Origin of the sequence: Mammaliicoccus stepanovicii, from assembly GCF_002902525.1 — a bacterium.
Taxonomy (GTDB): Bacteria; Bacillota; Bacilli; order Staphylococcales; family Staphylococcaceae; genus Mammaliicoccus; species Mammaliicoccus stepanovicii.
In genome coordinates, this window is record NZ_PPQZ01000047.1 from 1 (window position 1) to 17,968 (window position 17,968).

Annotated in this window: 17 protein-coding genes; 15 read left to right on the plus strand and 2 right to left on the minus strand. The window is 31.4% G+C overall.

What is annotated here, in order from left to right; translation table 11 throughout:
• Window positions 1-2,086 (plus strand): DNA internalization-related competence protein ComEC/Rec2 (locus CD111_RS07975; RefSeq protein ID WP_103268496.1); only part of this gene is annotated, 2,086 nt, incomplete at its 5' end.
• 35 nt (window positions 2,087-2,121) lie between these two features.
• On the opposite strand, the gene CD111_RS07980 is transcribed toward CD111_RS07975, so the two are convergent.
• Window positions 2,122-2,259: a YqzM family protein gene (locus CD111_RS07980; protein WP_095087697.1), complete on the minus strand. Its 138-nt coding sequence runs from the start codon at window positions 2,257-2,259 to the stop codon at window positions 2,122-2,124.
• A 93-nt stretch (window positions 2,260-2,352) separates the two neighbouring features.
• On the opposite strand from CD111_RS07980, the gene holA reads away from it, so the two are divergent.
• The gene (gene holA, locus CD111_RS07985; RefSeq protein WP_095090110.1) at window positions 2,353-3,327 is read left to right on the plus strand and encodes a DNA polymerase III subunit delta; all 975 of its coding nucleotides are present in this window, start codon (window positions 2,353-2,355) and stop codon (window positions 3,325-3,327) included.
• A gap of 32 nt (window positions 3,328-3,359) precedes the next feature.
• Here holA and rpsT read toward each other — a convergent pair whose 3' ends face one another.
• Complete coding sequence (rpsT, locus tag CD111_RS07990; RefSeq protein ID WP_095087700.1) at window positions 3,360-3,611, minus strand: 30S ribosomal protein S20; 252 nt, start codon at window positions 3,609-3,611, stop codon at window positions 3,360-3,362.
• A gap of 235 nt (window positions 3,612-3,846) precedes the next feature.
• On the opposite strand from rpsT, the gene lepA reads away from it, so the two are divergent.
• From lepA to CD111_RS08055, 13 genes are all read left to right on the plus strand, one after another.
• The gene (gene lepA / locus CD111_RS07995; protein WP_095087703.1) at window positions 3,847-5,670 is read left to right on the plus strand and encodes a translation elongation factor 4; all 1,824 of its coding nucleotides are present in this window, start codon (window positions 3,847-3,849) and stop codon (window positions 5,668-5,670) included.
• A gap of 53 nt (window positions 5,671-5,723) precedes the next feature.
• On the plus strand, window positions 5,724-6,842 hold the full coding sequence (gene hemW, locus CD111_RS08000; RefSeq protein ID WP_095087706.1) for a radical SAM family heme chaperone HemW: 1,119 nt from the start codon (window positions 5,724-5,726) through the stop codon (window positions 6,840-6,842).
• 116 nt (window positions 6,843-6,958) lie between these two features.
• The gene (gene hrcA / locus CD111_RS08005) at window positions 6,959-7,933 is read left to right on the plus strand and encodes a heat-inducible transcriptional repressor HrcA (protein ID WP_095087709.1); all 975 of its coding nucleotides are present in this window, start codon (window positions 6,959-6,961) and stop codon (window positions 7,931-7,933) included.
• Window positions 7,934-7,960: 27 nt separating this feature from the next.
• Window positions 7,961-8,533: a nucleotide exchange factor GrpE gene (gene grpE, locus CD111_RS08010; protein ID WP_095087711.1), complete on the plus strand. Its 573-nt coding sequence runs from the start codon at window positions 7,961-7,963 to the stop codon at window positions 8,531-8,533.
• 46 nt (window positions 8,534-8,579) lie between these two features.
• Window positions 8,580-10,409, plus strand: a complete 1,830-nt coding sequence (gene dnaK / locus CD111_RS08015) for a molecular chaperone DnaK (RefSeq protein WP_095087713.1) — start codon at window positions 8,580-8,582, stop codon at window positions 10,407-10,409.
• A gap of 98 nt (window positions 10,410-10,507) precedes the next feature.
• Window positions 10,508-11,641, plus strand: coding sequence for a molecular chaperone DnaJ (gene dnaJ / locus CD111_RS08020; protein WP_095087715.1), 1,134 nt, complete (start codon window positions 10,508-10,510; stop codon window positions 11,639-11,641).
• Between the two features lie 3 nt (window positions 11,642-11,644).
• Complete coding sequence (gene prmA / locus CD111_RS08025) at window positions 11,645-12,571, plus strand: 50S ribosomal protein L11 methyltransferase (RefSeq protein ID WP_095087717.1); 927 nt, start codon at window positions 11,645-11,647, stop codon at window positions 12,569-12,571.
• An 8-nt stretch (window positions 12,572-12,579) separates the two neighbouring features.
• On the plus strand, window positions 12,580-13,329 hold the full coding sequence (locus tag CD111_RS08030; RefSeq protein ID WP_095087719.1) for a 16S rRNA (uracil(1498)-N(3))-methyltransferase: 750 nt from the start codon (window positions 12,580-12,582) through the stop codon (window positions 13,327-13,329).
• Window positions 13,330-13,335: 6 nt separating this feature from the next.
• Entirely contained in the window at window positions 13,336-14,682 is a 1,347-nt protein-coding gene (gene mtaB / locus CD111_RS08035) for a tRNA (N(6)-L-threonylcarbamoyladenosine(37)-C(2))-methylthiotransferase MtaB (protein ID WP_095087723.1), read from the plus strand.
• 125 nt (window positions 14,683-14,807) lie between these two features.
• Window positions 14,808-14,984 carry a 30S ribosomal protein S21 gene (gene rpsU, locus CD111_RS08040; RefSeq protein WP_016910862.1) on the plus strand — a complete coding sequence of 59 codons (177 nt, stop codon included), beginning with the start codon at window positions 14,808-14,810 and terminating at the stop codon, window positions 14,982-14,984.
• A gap of 226 nt (window positions 14,985-15,210) precedes the next feature.
• Window positions 15,211-15,921 (plus strand): NfeD family protein, encoded by a 711-nt coding sequence (locus tag CD111_RS08045; protein WP_095087726.1) that lies wholly within the window; start codon window positions 15,211-15,213, stop codon window positions 15,919-15,921.
• A 17-nt stretch (window positions 15,922-15,938) separates the two neighbouring features.
• The gene (floA, locus tag CD111_RS08050; protein WP_095087729.1) at window positions 15,939-16,934 is read left to right on the plus strand and encodes a flotillin-like protein FloA; all 996 of its coding nucleotides are present in this window, start codon (window positions 15,939-15,941) and stop codon (window positions 16,932-16,934) included.
• 15 nt (window positions 16,935-16,949) lie between these two features.
• Window positions 16,950-17,663, plus strand: a complete 714-nt coding sequence (locus CD111_RS08055; protein WP_095087732.1) for a hypothetical protein — start codon at window positions 16,950-16,952, stop codon at window positions 17,661-17,663.
• The last annotated feature ends 305 nt before the right edge of the window (window positions 17,664-17,968 follow it).

Consider the following 17,968-nt stretch of genomic DNA (forward strand, 5'->3'; position numbering starts at 1 on the left):
GTATTATAACAGTATTATTCACTTTACGGATAAACTTAAAATAGATGGCGATCAAGTTAAGGCAATTGGAATGATAAATAATCAAACGTATCAAATTTATTATAGAATTAAAAATAAGCAAGAAAAATCACAATTTATTTATAACTCACCCATATTAAAAAATTGTAATATTCGTTATACATTTAATAATCCGTTACCAAATACAAATGGTCTGAAATTTGATTATAATACTTATTTGATCCAAGAAGATATAACAGGCGTTATTAATATTCGGGATTCATTTTTAAAGACTTGTAGTCGAAGACAATTAAATTTGATTGAAACGATTCAATTATATCGGGAAAGTCAAATTCAACGTTTAAAACAATTGAAAATTGATAATGTTGATGACATTATTGCAATTACTTTAGGGGAGACACGTTATTTATCGAATGAAAGAATGGAAGAGTTAAAACATATCGGTATTTACCATTTATATGCAGTGAGTGGGTCACATGTAGCTATTATTAGTGTGTTTTTATTTAAATTACTATTGAGGTTTAATATTAGATATGATCATGTAGAATCTATTGTATTTTGTTCTTTGCCCGTTTATGCGATTATGACGGGATTGAGTCCAAGTGTTTTACGCGCTGTTAGTGTTGTTATGACATACATACTCATAAAAAGAATCGTAAAATTAGATTCGATACAAATATTATCTATCACATTTATTTATTTCATTCTTTATAACCCATTTATGTTTTTTGATATAGGGTTTCAATTATCTTATTTAATTTCTTACTTTTTATTATTATCTGCGCCAATCATTCAGTCATTTACCTTAATATATAGAGTCATTTCAATAAATATCATTTCACAAATTTCTTCGTTAATCATTTTAATCATTCATTTTAATACTTTTCAATGGTTAGGATTCCTATCTAATTTTATTTTTATTCCTTTATTTGAACTATGTTTATTTCCTTTATTAATGTGTTTTTTAACAATATTTAGCATCTTTAATGATATGCCTGATTTGATATTATGTTTAGTAAGCAAAGTTCTATCATTCACGATTTTTTTAATAGAATGGTTTAATCGCTTTAATGTACCAGATTTAGTCGTTGGTAATTTAAATATAATGATTTATTTATGCTTGTTTATAAATTTAACAATAGTAAGTATTTGTATTTTGAAAAGACAAATCAAAACAGCATTTTTCCTATTTGTATTGACTATAATTTGTATCGTGTTTCCTAATCAAACAGATAAAGTAGTTTTAGAATTTTTAGATGTAGGTCAAGGTGATTCAATGTATGCATTTCATATGGATACAAATGAGGTTGTTATGATAGATACAGGTGGCAAAGTCGAAGTCAATCAAGAGAAATGGCAAACGAAAAATCAAAGCATATCCTATACTAAATCTGTTCTTATTCCGAAATTACATGAAAAAGGCTTTAACAGTATAGATTATTTAATTATTTCGCATCCACATAAAGACCATATGGGTGAACTCTTGGAAATGGCTGAACAAACAACAGTAAAGAATTTAATTATAAACAAGGGTACTTGGAGTAATAAAGAGCTTAAATTAATACTAAATAAAATAAAAGAAAATGGAACAAATATATTGGATAGTCAGCAATTAAAACAAATTAAAGTAGGGAATAGCTTATATAAATTTTATAATCAAAATAGTCCAGATCATAAAGACAAAAATGAAACGTCGATTTTGACTGAAATAAGTGTTAATAAGTTTAAAATACTTTCCACAGGCGATGCTACAATATTAAATGAGAACAAGATACTCAAGGATATTTTAGCTAATTACGATATTTTAAAAGTCGGCCACCATGGTAGTTTGACGAGTACGAGTGAGGAGTTTCTAAAAAAAGTGAATCCAAAAGTATGTTTAATAAGCGCTGGGAGACACAATCGCTATGGTTTACCTAAGAAGAAAACTGTAAATAAATTATTAAATCATGGGTGTAAGGTTTACAATACACAACACGATGGTGAATTAGAGGTCTTAATTGATAAAGGTAATCTAAAGTACATGACAGGATTATCTAAATATAATAAAAAAGCTTACAAAAAATAAATTTTGTAAGCTTTAAAATCAATAATTATAATAAATTATTTTGGAAGTAGGCCAAATACTTGAGCAATAATATAAATTACTGCAAAAAACAAGAATCCTACGCCGAACCCAAATCCAGAGTCTTTAACATCATTGTTACGCCCTTGAGTATTTTCACCTTCAAATCTGTTCATATGACTACCTCCTATACTTACATTCATTATATGATATTAAACTTAAAAATGCTATACTTAATTAGTAATTTTATAAGAGAGGAAGACTTTATGTTGAAGGACAATATTGTATTAAATTACGGTGCGGTTGATGCATTGATCGAAAAAAAATCAGACGAAACGATTAATCAATATTTAAGTGGTGAACGTGATGAGTTTAACTATGTAAAATATGATTTATATGAGACACCAATTTCAGTAGCCATTGAAGAGGCACTAACATTACCATTCCTCTCAGATAAAAAAGTAGTACACATTAAAAATGCTTATTTATTTACTGGTGAAAAAGTAAATAATCAAATCAGTCAAAATACTGATGATCTATTACATTTTATTGAACATTATGATGGTGAAACTTTGGTCATATTTGATGTATTTAATGAAAAACTAGATGAAAGAAAAAAACTAGTTAAAACAGTAAAGAAAAATGCAAAGTTAAATAAAATCGAACAAATGACTGAACAAGAAATTAAACAATGGATTAAATCTTATTTAAATGAACAGTTTAAAGATATCAAAGAAGATGCACTCGTGACCTTCATTGAGTTAACTGGTATTCAATTTAATATTATTAAAGCGGAATTAGATAAGTTAATCTTATTTATCGGGGACGAAGCTATCATAAATAAACAAGATGTTAAAGAGATTGTCAGTAGGTCTTTAGAACAAAATGTGTTTCTTTTAACAGAATATATACAAAAAGGTCAAAAAGAAAAGGCAATTAAGCTACTTAAAGATTTAATTCAAATGAAAGAAGAACCTATAAAACTATTAGCCCTTATAACGAGTAATTATAGGCTGTATTATCAATGTAAAATATTGGGGAGCAAACACTATAGCGAGCAGCAAATAGCAAAGACGATTGGTGTGCATCCTTACAGAGTTAAATTGGCACTAAGGATTATTCGTTCACTATCTATTGAAAGGTTACTAAAGACGATAGATATATGTGCAGACACTGATTATGAATTAAAATCTTCATATATGGATAAGGTTCTAATTCTTGAATTGTTTATTTTGAAGATATAAAAAAAGCTACAGAGTAATCTGTAGCTTTTTTATTAGTTAGCTTTTGACATTAGGCTTGATTTAATTCTATCAGCTTTATTAGAATGAATTAGGTTATTTTTAGAAGCTTTGTCAATTTTCTTAACAGCTAATGATACTAATTCACCTTTGTTATCAGCATTATTTTCGATAGCAGCTTTTGCAGCTTTAACTGCAGAACGCATATCGTTTTTTTGTGAGATATTTGCAGCGTCTTTTCTTTGTGTTGTTTTAACACGTTTAATTGCAGATTTAATGTTTGGCATGAGAGTCACCTCCTAATTATGTTGTCCGTGATCAAAATAATATTTGATTGCAACAAAAAATATTTTATCAAATGTAGGACATAAGTGCAATCATTATTTATATATTCCTTATAAAGCATACCACTTTCTATGACGTTTGATAATACGTTTGCAATTATTTCTTAAAAACGGTATCATATCAAAGATGCGACTTACATCTAAAGGATGTAAAATTAACGAGAAAGTTGGAGTTCAAATGGACAGAACTAAACGCCTAGAGCGCCAAAATAAAATCAGAAACTTTTCAATCATAGCTCATATTGATCATGGAAAATCAACATTAGCTGATAGAATTTTGGAAAATACTAAAAGTGTCGAAACGAGAGACATGAAAGCGCAACTCCTTGATTCTATGGATTTAGAACGAGAACGAGGTATAACAATAAAGTTGAATGCAGTTCAATTAAATTATACAGCGAAAGATGGGGAGACATATATATTACATCTTATTGATACACCGGGACATGTCGATTTTACATATGAGGTATCGCGCTCTTTAGCAGCATGTGAAGGTGCAATATTAGTTGTAGATGCAGCACAAGGAATTGAAGCACAGACTTTAGCAAATGTTTATTTAGCTTTAGACAATGATTTAGAATTAATTCCAGTAGTAAACAAAATAGACTTACCAGCTGCTGAACCTGAACGTGTTAAACAAGAAATTGAGGATGTTATTGGATTAGATGCAAGTGACGCAGTTTTAGCAAGTGCGAAATCTAATATTGGTATTGAAGATATACTTGAAAAAGTAGTAGAAATGGTGCCACCACCTGAAGGGGATCCAGAAAATCCATTACAAGCATTAATTTTTGATTCGTCATTTGATGCTTATAGAGGTGTTATTTCATCAATAAGAGTTGTTGAAGGCTCAGTCAAGGCTGGCGACAAGATCCAAATGATGTCATCAGGGAAAACATTTGAAGTTGCTGAAGTTGGTATTAATACTCCAAAACCGTTACCAGTTGAAAGATTATCAGTTGGTGATGTAGGTTATATTATTGCTTCAATAAAAAATGTTGGTGACTCTAATGTTGGTGATACGATAACATTGGCGAATAGACCTGCCGATAAACCATTAAAAGGATACAAAAAAATGAATCCAATGGTTTTCTGTGGATTATATCCAATTGATAACGGTAAGTATAACGATTTGAGAGAAGCGCTTGAAAAATTACAATTAAACGATGCTTCATTAGAATTTGAAGCTGAGACATCACAAGCATTAGGGTTTGGATTCAGAACTGGTTTCTTAGGGTTATTACATATGGAAATTATTCAAGAAAGAATAGAACGTGAATTTAATATCGAACTGATTGCGACTGCACCTTCAGTTATATATGAATGTGAACTTACAGACGAAGAACATATTAGAATCGATAATCCGTCTCAATTTCCAGATCCTCAAAAAATCAATAGAATTTATGAGCCTTATGTTAAAGCAACAATGATGGTTCCAAACGATTACGTTGGAGCTGTTATGGAATTATGTCAGAAGAAGCGTGGTAATTTTAAAACTATGGATTATTTAGACGATATTCGTGTGAATATTATTTATGAAATTCCATTATCAGAAGTAGTATTTGATTTCTTCGATCAACTTAAATCAAATACGAAAGGGTATGCTTCGTTTGATTATGAATTAATTGGTTATCAAGAAAGTAAATTAGTAAAAATGGATATTTTACTAAATGGTGATAAAGTAGATGCGTTAAGTTTCATCGTACACAAAGATTTTGCGTACGATAGAGGAAAAGCGATTGTCGATAAATTAAAGAGTTTAATACCTAGACAACAATTTGAAGTGCCAGTTCAAGCAGCAATTGGTAACAAAATTGTAGCGCGTACAAACATTAAATCAATGGGTAAAAATGTGTTAGCTAAATGCTATGGTGGAGATATTAGCCGTAAACGTAAATTACTTGAAAAGCAAAAAGCTGGTAAAGCAAAAATGAAATCAGTTGGTAATGTTGAAATACCACAAGATGCATTTTTAGCAGTACTTAAAATGGATGAAGATTAAAATAGAAACAGCTGCATTTATGTAGCTGTTTCTATTTTTAAGGGAGTGTTTAAATGGCTAAAAGTGTTTATATTCATATACCGTTTTGCGTAAGAATTTGTACATACTGTGATTTTAATAAATTTTATATAGCAAACCAACCTGTAGATGAATATTTAGATTGTTTGATAGATGAAATGTCTACTCGTAAAGACAAGGTTGTGGAAACCATATTTGTTGGTGGAGGAACGCCAACAGCATTGTCAGTTGTACAATTAGAAAAGTTACTTAAAGCTATCAATGATTTATTTACAGTAACAGCCGAGTATACATTTGAGGCAAACCCAGATGAACTTACAGAAGAAAAGATAAAGTTATTAAAAGCATATGGCGTTAATCGATTATCTTTAGGCGTTCAAACTTTTGATGATGAATTATTAAAAGTACTTGGACGAACGCATCAAAGTGATGACATTGAAAAAGCAGTGAAATTATCCCGGAAACATAATATCGGTTCAGTAAGCTTAGATTTGATGTTCCATCTACCTGGCCAAACTATTGAACAATTTGATGATTCACTAAATAAAGCATTAAGTTTGGATATTGATCACATTTCTAGTTACGCTTTAATATTAGAACCGAAGACACAATTTTATAATTTATATCGTAAAGGTAAGCTCAAATTACCAAATGAAGATTTAGGTGAAGAAATGTACCAGTTACTTCAAAAGAAAATGAAATCATCTCATTTAAATCAATATGAAATTTCAAATTTTTCTAGAACTGGACATGAATCGCTTCATAACAAAGTATATTGGAAAAACGAAGAGTATTATGGATTTGGTGCGGGTGCTCACGGTTATGTTGATGGTATTAGGTATAGTAATATTAATCCTGTAAATCAATATATTAAAAAACTAACAAATAAAGAAATGCCTATTTTACAAAATAGTAAAGTTTCTATTAAAGAACAAATGGAAGAAGAAATGTTTTTAGGCTTAAGAATGACTGAAGGCGTTTCAAAAATTAAATTCCAAAATAAATTTAACCAATCGATTGAAGATGTATTTGGTGAAGATGTTAAAGAACTTATAAATAACGAATTATTAATAGACAATAATGATTACTTATATTTAAGTAAGCGCGGTCAAATCATTGGTAATGAAGTGTTTGAGCGTTTCTTGCTAAGCTGATTTAAAAGTAAATAAAAGTTTTGAAAAAACCAATGCTTTAACGTTGACTTTCTTTGACCAATTTGATAAATTATAATTAGCACTTGGATATAGAGAGTGCTAATCGAGGTGATGACATGATTACTGAACGACAATTACAAATATTAAATGTAATTGTTGAGGATTATGTTGAGTTAAGACAACCAATTGGTTCAAAGACAATTATTGAAAGACATCAACTACCGATAAGTCCTGCAACAGTTAGGAATGAGATGAAACAGCTTGAAGTTTTGGATTTGTTAGAAAAAACGCATACTTCATCTGGACGTGTTCCATCTGAAAAAGGAATACGACATTATGTTAATCAATTGTTAAAATCAAAATCTCAAAACAAGAAAAACGTAAATTGGTTTAATCAATTTAATAACGAGAACCACTATGATGTTAATTTAATGCTTAAGTGGTTAGCATCAGAGATTTCAAACCGTTCTCATTATACTACAGTTGTATTAGGACCAAATAAGCTTTCAAGACAAATTTTTGAAATTCATTTTGTCAGAGTAAATGCTTCTCATTTAATGAGTGTCATCGTATATAACGATGGATTCATAGAGAAAGTTCATATTCAAATTTCAGAGTTTATCGCTCAAGAACAAATTGAGAAGTTTATGAACTATTTAAATCAGCATTTTAAGCAAAAAACTTTATCTACAATGATAAACACGTTAGAATCAATAACGTTGTCATTCATTGACAAGCAATTTATCAAAACATTTAAACATGCATTAGTGACGCAACTTAACAATCAAAATGATGAAATATTTTTAGGTGGTACGATGCATTTAATCGAAGCATTAGATGCTACAAATGTTTCAATGATACAATCAATTCTAAAGTATCTTGAATCAGAGCGTATCGCGCAGTTTTTAAATGAAACTGCAAATGATTCAATTAGCGTCAACATAGGACAAGAAATAAATCATGATTTAGAAGGAATTTCGATAGTGAGTACAAATTATGAGATTTCTGGCGATATCAGTGGTCATTTAGCTGTTATCGGTCCGACGGCAATGCATTATAATAAAGTGATTCAGTTATTGAATCATTTTTAAATAAAGAAAGAATATGGAGGGCATGAAATGACGGAAGAAAAGCAAAATGAATCATTCGACGAAACTGTTGAACAATCAGACAATGTTGCTACTGAAGAAGTAGATAATGTTGAAGAGGTTGAAGAAACAGAGAAATTCGTTGAAATTCCGGAAGCTGAACTCGAACAATTAAAACAAAAAGCAAATGATGAAGAAGAAAAATATTTACGTTTGTATGCAGAATTTGAAAATTATAAACGTAGAATGAAACAAGAAGCATCTATTATGAAAGAATATCAAGCACAAAGCGTACTAAATGATGTATTGCCAGCGCTTGATAATATGGATCGCGCATTACAACAAGATGGCGAATCTGAAGATTTTGTAACATTCAAAAAAGGTGTACAAATGGTTTATGATAATCTATTAAAAGCTTTAGAAAGTAATGGATTAGAAGAAATAGTAAGTATAAACGAAGCATTTGATCCAAACGTGCACCAAGCAGTTATGCAAGATAATAACCCAGATTTCGAATCAGGTGTTATTACTGAAGAACTTCAAAAAGGATTTAAATTAAAAGATCGCGTATTAAGACCAGCAATGGTTAAAGTGAATGAATAATTAATTTAAAATTAAAATGAAATAATATATTGGAGGAATAATTCTTATGAGTAAAGTAATAGGTATAGATTTAGGTACAACAAACTCAGTAGTATCAGTATTAGAAGGTGGAGAACCTAAAGTAATTCAAAATCCTGAAGGTAATAGAACAACACCATCAGTTGTAGCATTTAAAGATGGAGAAACACAAGTTGGTGAAGTTGCTAAACGTCAAGCAGTAACTAACCCAAATACAATCCAATCAGTTAAACGTCATATGGGTACTGATTATAAAGAAAAAGTAGAAGACAAAGAATACACACCACAAGAAATCTCAGCAATGATATTACAAAATTTAAAATCAACAGCTGAAAGTTATTTAGGTGAAAAAGTAAGCAAAGCGGTTATCACTGTTCCGGCATACTTCAACGACTCAGAACGTCAAGCTACTAAAGATGCTGGTAAAATTGCTGGATTAGAAGTAGAACGTATCATTAACGAACCTACTGCAGCAGCATTGGCTTATGGTTTAGATAAAACTGATAAAGACCAAAAAGTATTAGTATTCGACCTTGGTGGCGGTACATTTGACGTATCTATCCTTGAATTAGGAGACGGTGTATTTGAAGTATTAGCTACTGCAGGTGACAATAAACTAGGTGGTGACGACTTTGATGACGTTATCATTAACTACTTAGTTGAAGAATTCAAAAAAGAAAATGGCATTGACTTATCACAAGATAAAATGGCATTACAAAGATTAAAAGATGCAGCAGAAAAAGCTAAAAAAGACTTATCAGGTGTGTCATCAACACAAATCTCATTACCATTTATATCTGGTGGAGCGAATGGCCCATTACACTTAGAAAATACACTTTCAAGAGCTAAATTCGAATCACTAACTAGTGAATTAGTTGAAAGAACAATGGTACCAACTAGACAAGCTATGAAAGATGCTGGCTTATCTAATTCAGAAATTGATGAAGTTATCTTAGTAGGTGGATCAACACGTATCCCTGCTGTACAAGAAGCTATCAAAAAAGCAATCGGTAAAGAACCTAACAAAGGTGTAAACCCTGACGAAGTAGTTGCAATGGGTGCAGCAATTCAAGGTGGCGTTATCACTGGTGACGTTAAAGATGTTGTATTATTAGACGTAACACCATTATCATTAGGTATTGAAACTATGGGTGGCGTTTCAACAGTATTAATTGAAAGAAACACTACAATTCCAACATCTAAATCACAAGTATTCTCAACAGCAGCAGATAATCAACCAGCTGTAGATATTCATGTTTTACAAGGTGAACGTCAATTAGCGGCTGATAACAAAACATTAGGTAGATTCCAATTAACAGATATTCCACCAGCTCCACGTGGTGTACCTCAAATCGAAGTATCATTTGATATCGATAAAAATGGTATCGTAAATGTTACTGCTAAAGATTTAGGAACAAATAAAGAACAAAAAATTACAATCGAATCTAGTTCTTCATTATCAGACGAAGAAATTGATCGTATGGTACAAGATGCAGAGAAAAATGCAGAAGAAGATAAAAAACGTCGTGAAGAAATCGACTTAAGAAATGAAGCAGACCAAATGGTATTTACAGTTGATAAAACATTAACTGACCTAGGTGACAATGTCGATGAAAGCGAAAAAGCAAAAGCAGAAGAAGCTAAAGAAGAATTGAAGAAAGCATTAGAAGGCGAAGATATCGAAGATATTAGAACTAAAAAAGATGCACTTCAAGAAATCGTTCAACAACTATCAGTAAAAATGTATGAACAAGCAGCTCAAGCACAACAAGGTGCTGAAGGCGAATCAACTTCTAAACCAGAAGATGATGTTGTAGATGCTGAATATACTGAAGTAAATGAAGACGACAAAAAATAATACTCATTATTAAAAGTCAAAGTCAATGTGATTGGCTTTGGCTTTTTTAATTAAGGTGAAACTGATATTATTAAATAATGTGTAAAGGAGAGATTTTTTTGGCAAAAAGAGATTATTATGAAGTGCTTGGGATATCAAAAGATGCTTCAAAAGATGAAATAAAAAAAGCTTATAGAAAATTATCAAAAAAGTATCACCCAGATATTAATAAAGAAGAGGGTGCAGATGCTAAATTCAAAGAAATTTCTGAAGCATATGAAGTATTGAGTGATGAAAATAAACGTGCTCAATATGATCGATTTGGTCATAGTGGTCCTCAACAAGGATTTGGTGGTTCACAAGGATTCGGAGGACAAGATTTCTCTGGATTTGGTGGATTTGAAGATATATTTGGATCATTCTTTGGTGGCGGCGGAGGTCGACGTGACCCAAATGCACCAAGACAAGGTGATGATCTTCAATATAGTATGACACTGACATTTGAAGAAGCAGTTTTCGGTACAGAAAAAGATATTACCGTGCGTAAAGACGTTGAATGTGATACGTGTCATGGTAATGGTGCAAAACCAGGTACGAAGAAGAAAACATGTTCATATTGTAATGGTCAAGGTCATGTAACTGTTGAGCAAAATACAATATTAGGTAGAATGCAAACTCAAAAAGTATGTCCCGAATGTGAAGGCTCTGGACAAGTATTTGAAGAAAAATGTGTAGATTGTCACGGAAAAGGTACTCAAAACAAAAAAGTAACAATTAAAGTTAAAGTACCAGCAGGTGTTGATAATGATCAACAAATCAGATTATCTGGCAAAGGTGGACCTGGTGTTAATGGTGGACCAGCAGGTGATTTATATGTTGTATTTAGAGTTAAACCTGACAGTAAGTTTAAACGTGACGGTGACGATATATTCTATGAATTAAATCTTTCGTTCCCACAAGCAGCATTAGGTGATGAAGTGACAGTCCCAACATTAAATGGAAATGTCGCATTAACTGTGCCTGCTGGAACACAAACTGGCAAACAATTTAGACTAAGAGAAAAAGGCGTTCAAAATGTACACGGTTATGGAAAAGGTGATTATTTCGTAACAGTTAAAGTTGTAACACCTGATAAACTTACTGAACGCCAAGAAGATTTACTACGTGAATTTGCTGAAATTGGTGGCGAATCAATAACAGAACAACCTTCTAGCTTAAAAGATAGAGCTAAAAAGTTTTTTAAAGGAGAATAGCCTGTGAACTGGATCGAGTATTCTATCATGATAAACAAGGAAGTAGAACCTGTCGTTACTGCATTACTTAACGAATTAGGTGCAAACGGAGTTGTAATTGAAGATTCAAATGAACTACAAAAAGAACATGAAGATGTATATGGAGAAATTTATGAGTTAAATCCAGCTGATTATCCCGAACATGATATTAGAATAAAGTGTTATTTTAATGAATTAGTGTTTACAGAAGATCTTGAAGTTGAAATTAAAAAAACTATTTCTGAAATTGATAGCATAGATTCTCAAATCTTAAGTTTTTCAAAAAATGTAATTAAAGAATCAGATTGGGAAAATGAATGGAAAAATTATTTTCATCCATTTAAGGCTTCTGAAAGATTCTCAATTGTTCCTAGCTGGGAAGAATATGATAACGAGGATAATGATTTATTGATAGAACTTGATCCAGGCATGGCTTTTGGCACTGGAGACCATCCAACAACAAGTATGTGCTTAAAGCATATTGAAGAAGTTGTGAAACCAGAGCATAGCGTTATAGATGTAGGTACTGGTTCGGGAATTTTAAGTATTGCTTGCCATTTACTAGGTGTTAAATCTATTAAAGCATTGGATTTAGATGATTTAGCAATTAAAGTTGCTAAAGAAAATTTTGAAAAGAATAATTGTGAAACGGATATTATTGCTGAAACAGGCAACTTATTAACTGAAGAAACTGGTCAATATGATGTTATCATTGCTAATATACTCGCACATATTATTGACTTAATGATAGCTGATAGTTATGAAAGACTTAACGAAGGTGGTTATTTCATTACTTCTGGTATCATAGAAGAGAAATCAGAAGAAATAATTGATAAGTTAGAAGAAACTGGCTACACTATTGAAAAAGTTCTTAAAGAAGATAGTTGGGTTTCAATAAGAGCAAGAAAGTAGGAGAAATGATGCAAAGATATTTCTTACTTGAAAACGCTGAATTAAATCAGCGTTTTTTTATACATAATAGAGAAGACATTCACCATATTAAAAATGTGATGAGAATGTCAGAAAATCAAAAATTGATTATAACTTTTAGAGACAAAGAATCGTATATATCAGAAATTGTTGCATTTCATGATGAGAAAATTGAAGTTTTAACTGTTGAGAATGTAACTAGACAAACTGAGTTGCCTGTTGAAATAACGATTGCCAGTGGTCTTATTAAAGGTGATAAGTATGAATGGATGATTCAAAAAGCAACTGAAATGGGCACACATCATTTTATCGCGGTTCAGTCTGAAAGAGCTGTTGTTAAATTAGACCAAAAGAAGCGAGATAAGAAAATAGAACGATGGCAAAAAATAATCAAAGAAGCAAGCGAACAAAGTATGCGACTTACAATACCAGATATAGAGTATAAGTCGAATTTTAAGGCGCTTTGTGATATTATGAATGAATATGATTATGTCATAATAGCTTATGAAGAAGAAGCTAAACATGGGGAATCAGGTAAATTACATCAAATTGGAAATAAACTTGAACACGGTCATAAAATTTTACTAATCTTTGGTCCAGAAGGTGGACTTTCAAAGGCAGAAGTTGATTTGTTTAATGATGGTGAGAAAGTAAGTTTAGGGCCAAGAATTTTAAGGGCAGAAACCGCTCCATTATATGCTTTAGCAGCTTTAAGCTATCAATTAGAAATAATGAGGTGAATATAGTTGGCTACAGTAGCATTCCATACTTTAGGTTGTAAAGTAAACCATTATGAAACGGAAGCAATATGGCAATTATTTAAGGATAATGATTATGAAAGAGTAGAATTTGAGACAAATGCTGACGTGTTTATTATAAATACGTGTACAGTAACGAATACTGGCGACAAAAAAAGCAGACAAGTCATTAGACGTGCAATTCGTAATAACCCAGACGCGGTTGTTTGTGTAACTGGATGTTACGCGCAAACTTCGCCTGCAGAAATTATGGCTATTCCAGGTGTTGATATCGTTGTAGGTACACAGGACAGACATAAGTTGCTTACTTATATCGAAGAATATAAAGCAAGTAGACAACCGATTAATGGTGTTGGCAATATTATGAAAAATAGAAAATATGAAGAACTAGAAGTTCCATATTTCACAGATAGAACTCGTGCATCATTAAAAATACAAGAAGGTTGTAATAATTTCTGTACTTTCTGTATTATTCCATGGGCGAGAGGCTTGATGAGATCAAGAGATCCTGAACAAGTCGTAAGCCAAGCGACAACATTAGTTAATTCTGGATATAAAGAAATTGTGTTAACAGGTATTCATACTGGTGGATATGGTGAAGACTTGAAGGATTATAATTTAGCACAATTGTTAAGGGATTTAGAAGAAGTGGACAATCTAGAGAGAATTAGAATTTCTTCAATAGAGGCAAGTCAACTTACTGATGAAGTAATTGATGTAATTGATAAATCGACTAAAGTCGTAAGACATTTGCATATACCACTTCAATCAGGTTCTGATACAGTGTTAAAACGAATGAGAAGAAAGTATACGATGGCACATTTTTCAGAAAGACTTCAAAAATTGCATAAAGCGTTGCCTGGATTAGCAGTAACAAGTGATGTGATAGTTGGATTTCCAGGTGAAACTGAAGAAGAATTTCAAGAAACATTTGACTTTATTGTTGAACATCAATTCTCAGAGTTACATGTCTTCCCTTATTCTATGAGAACAGGTACACCTGCAGCGAGAATGACAGATCAAGTTGACGAAGAAGTTAAAAATGTCCGCGTGCACCGTTTAATTGAATTATCAAATCAATTAGCCAAAAAATATGCTTCTAAATATGATCAAACTGTATTGGAAGTTATCCCAGAAGAAAAAGGATCTCATGATGGTCATTTAGTAGGCTATGCGGATAATTATATGAAGATTGAATTTGCTGGTGATGAATCATTAATTGGACAATTAGTTAAAGTCAAAGTTACAGAACCTGGATATCCAATTAATAAAGGAAAACTTGTAAAAGTAGTCGAACATGCAACAAATAAAGATGAAAGATTAGTTATTTATTAACATTCATAGCAAATGATTATTGACTTAAAAAATGACTTATTTTATAATGTTTAAGTACATAGTAATATATTTACTATGTAAAGATATATAAAGCTTTGTTGATATTTGGAGGGAGGGAAATACAGATGTCTAAAACAGTAGTTCGTAAAAACGAATCAATCGAAGATGCATTACGTCGCTTCAAACGTACAGTTTCAAAAAGCGGTACGATTCAAGAAGTTCGTAAACGTGAATTCTATGAGAAACCAAGCGTTAAACGTAAAAAGAAATCAGAAGCAGCACGTAAACGTAAAGTTAAATAATTAATTGTTTATTGAACTCCCTCAATGAATATTAATTAATTATAATTGCACGTAAAAAGACCGGTAAACATTATGTTTGCCGGTCTTTTTTTAGAAAAATTTAGTTTTTAATTTTAAGAAATTAAAGTTTTGATTATTTATTTATTTATCTTTTATTCAGAATTGTCGGTATATACGTTTTAGTTCAATGACGTTTATTGTATAATAGATAAGAGGGGTGAGTTACTTGATTTCAGTGTATGAATACATACTTATCTTTATCCATTTGGATTTAGGTATCGTTTCTGGTCAAAATGCTAATTCAATAGGTGAATTGATTTCTTCACCAATTGTCACTTTAATTTTGACTTGTATTATTTTTCTTGGCGCATTATATCAATTATATTCACATCGTATAAACATTGCGGGAATTATAAGTATGATTTGCACACTTATATTCTTTATAGGATACGCTATAATTGATGAGATTAGTTTGATTTCAGTTTTACTATTTGTAATTGGTGCGCTTTTAGTAGTAATAGAATTATTTGTTGTAGGTGCAGTACTAGGAATACTTGGATTTATTTCTATTATCGCCAGCTTTGTTTTAGTTGGGGATAGTATATTGAATATGGGTATTATTATTGCTGTATCGTTATTAGTAACAACGATAGAGTGGGTGATATTAGTGAAAGGATTTAACCGTAAAATACCGTTCTTTGACAAAGTCATTCTTAAAGATTCAACCAACAAAGAATCTGGCTATACGTCGCATGATGATAGAAGTCATTTAATTGGTAAACTGTGTACAACATACACTGCGTTGAGACCCTCAGGTATTATTCTTGTGGATGATCAAAGAATAGACGCTGTTTCTGATGGTAGTTTTATTCAAAAGGATCAAGAGGTAAGAATCATTCAGGTTGAAGGCACAAGAGTTGTCGTAAGAGAAATATAATTAAAGGAGAGATGCATATGTTATCAGGTTTAATAGCATTTATCATTATTGCTGTAATCGTAATTGTATTACTAATGATTTTGTTCTCATTTGTACCAATTGGATTATGGATTTCAGCAATTGCAGCAGGCGTAAAAGTAGGAATTGGCACATTAGTAGGTATGCGTTTAAGACGTGTTTCTCCTAGACGTGTAATTAACCCATTAATTAAAGCTCATAAAGCAGGGTTAGCATTAACTACAAATCAATTAGAGTCACACTTTTTAGCTGGTGGTAATGTTGATAGAGTTGTTGATGCTATCATCGCAGCACAAAGAGCGGAAATTAATTTAGCGTTTGAAAGAGGGGCTGCTATTGATTTAGCAGGTCGTGACGTACTTGAAGCAGTTCAAATGTCAGTAAATCCTAAAGTGATAGAAACACCATTTATTTCTGGTGTTGCAATGAACGGTATTGAAGTTAAAGCGAAAGCTAGAATTACTGTAAGAGCTAACATTGAACGATTAGTTGGTGGTGCAGGTGAAGATACAATCATCGCACGTGTTGGTGAAGGTATTGTATCTACAATTGGTTCAAGTCAACATCATACTAAAGTACTTGAAAATCCAGATAGTATTTCTCAAACAGTATTAAGTAAAGGACTTGATTCTGGTACTGCATTTGAAATCTTATCAATAGATATTGCAGACGTAGATATCGGTAAGAACATCGGTGCAGATTTACAAACAGAACAAGCACTTGCTGATAAAAATATTGCACAAGCTAAAGCAGAAGAACGTCGTGCTATGGCAGTTGCAACTGAACAAGAAATGAAAGCTAGAGTTCAAGAAATGCGTTCTAAAGTTGTTGAATCTGAAGCTGAAGTACCACTTGCAATGGCAGAAGCACTTAAATCAGGTAATATTGGTGTTAAAGATTATTATAATCTTAAAAACATTGAAGCTGATACTGGCATGAGAGAAGCAATTAATAAGAGTACTAAACCAGAAGATTCTAATTCACCGAACCAATAAGAGAGGTGATTTGAGATGGAAATAGGCGTTATAATATTTATTATTTGGCTTATTGTTAGTGTTGTAGGAGGAATTATTGAAGGTTCCTCAAAGAAGAAAAAAGGTTCTAAAAGTAATAAACCTCAACATACTACAAACAAACAAAATGGAAATCCAAAGCCATCTACTAACAATGTAGATAATAAGCAGTTAGAATTACAAGAATTAATGCGTAAATATCATGCCTATAAAGACAAAGCTGAACAAAGTACTACTGAACAAATGTCTAATCATTATGGTAAACTAGCAACTGAATTTGAACAAAAACTTAAAGAACATAATATAGACGTTGAAAAACCTAAACCTACACGAGAGGTTAAGAAACGTAAAGAGCGTGTATCGTCTAACGAACATGTTAATAAATATATTACTGATCAAAAAGAAAAAATTCATCAAAATAGACCTAGAAGACAACAAGAAACTATTAATAGTTTGTTAGAATATAGTAACGAAGAAATGAAATCTTTGTCTAAATTACAAAATGAAAACATTGCTCAAATTGAAAAAGAAGCTGACGAAATTATCCATAATGTACAGTTATCTGAAAGAACAAGAAGAGTCATGGTTAAACAACTTTACTTAAATAGTAAGCACAAGTTTAATGATGAAGCGATAAATGTAGACGAAAATGAAGTAGTAAATGGTATTATTTGGTCAGAAATTTTAAAAAGACCTACCGAATTAAAGTAATGTAAATCTTTTAATTGAGTGATTAATACTCATTTATAATAGGAGCCTGGGACATCATGGATGTTGCAGGCTCTTTTTTATTCACAAAATATAATTTTAGAATTACAATATAAGTAAGTAAAATAAGAGGGTGATGAAAATGGTGTTCAAAAAAAGGCAAAGTACGTCTGCGATTTTAATATCTTTGATGATATTTTTAATTTCATTAATACCACTTCTTATCGGTAATACGTATTTAACTATTGTTACATTTATTTTGGCATTTTTAATCATTATTAATATATTGTTTGAGAGGTATGTTGTTA

Bases quoted from the DNA above. Each gene is read 5' to 3' on its own strand.
- CD111_RS07980 (WP_095087697.1), bottom strand. From the start codon at position 2,259: ATGAACAGATTTGAAGGTGAAAATACTCAAGGGCGTAACAATGATGTT.
- rpsT (WP_095087700.1), bottom strand. From the start codon at position 3,611: ATGCCAAACATTAAATCTGCAATTAAACGTGTTAAAACAACACAAAGA.
- lepA (WP_095087703.1), top strand. From the start codon at position 3,847: ATGGACAGAACTAAACGCCTAGAGCGCCAAAATAAAATCAGAAACTTT.
- hemW (WP_095087706.1), top strand. From the start codon at position 5,724: ATGGCTAAAAGTGTTTATATTCATATACCGTTTTGCGTAAGAATTTGT.
- hrcA (WP_095087709.1), top strand. From the start codon at position 6,959: ATGATTACTGAACGACAATTACAAATATTAAATGTAATTGTTGAGGAT.
- grpE (WP_095087711.1), top strand. From the start codon at position 7,961: ATGACGGAAGAAAAGCAAAATGAATCATTCGACGAAACTGTTGAACAA.
- dnaK (WP_095087713.1), top strand. From the start codon at position 8,580: ATGAGTAAAGTAATAGGTATAGATTTAGGTACAACAAACTCAGTAGTA.
- CD111_RS08030 (WP_095087719.1), top strand. From the start codon at position 12,580: ATGCAAAGATATTTCTTACTTGAAAACGCTGAATTAAATCAGCGTTTT.
- rpsU (WP_016910862.1), top strand. From the start codon at position 14,808: ATGTCTAAAACAGTAGTTCGTAAAAACGAATCAATCGAAGATGCATTA.
- floA (WP_095087729.1), top strand. From the start codon at position 15,939: ATGTTATCAGGTTTAATAGCATTTATCATTATTGCTGTAATCGTAATT.
- CD111_RS08055 (WP_095087732.1), top strand. From the start codon at position 16,950: ATGGAAATAGGCGTTATAATATTTATTATTTGGCTTATTGTTAGTGTT.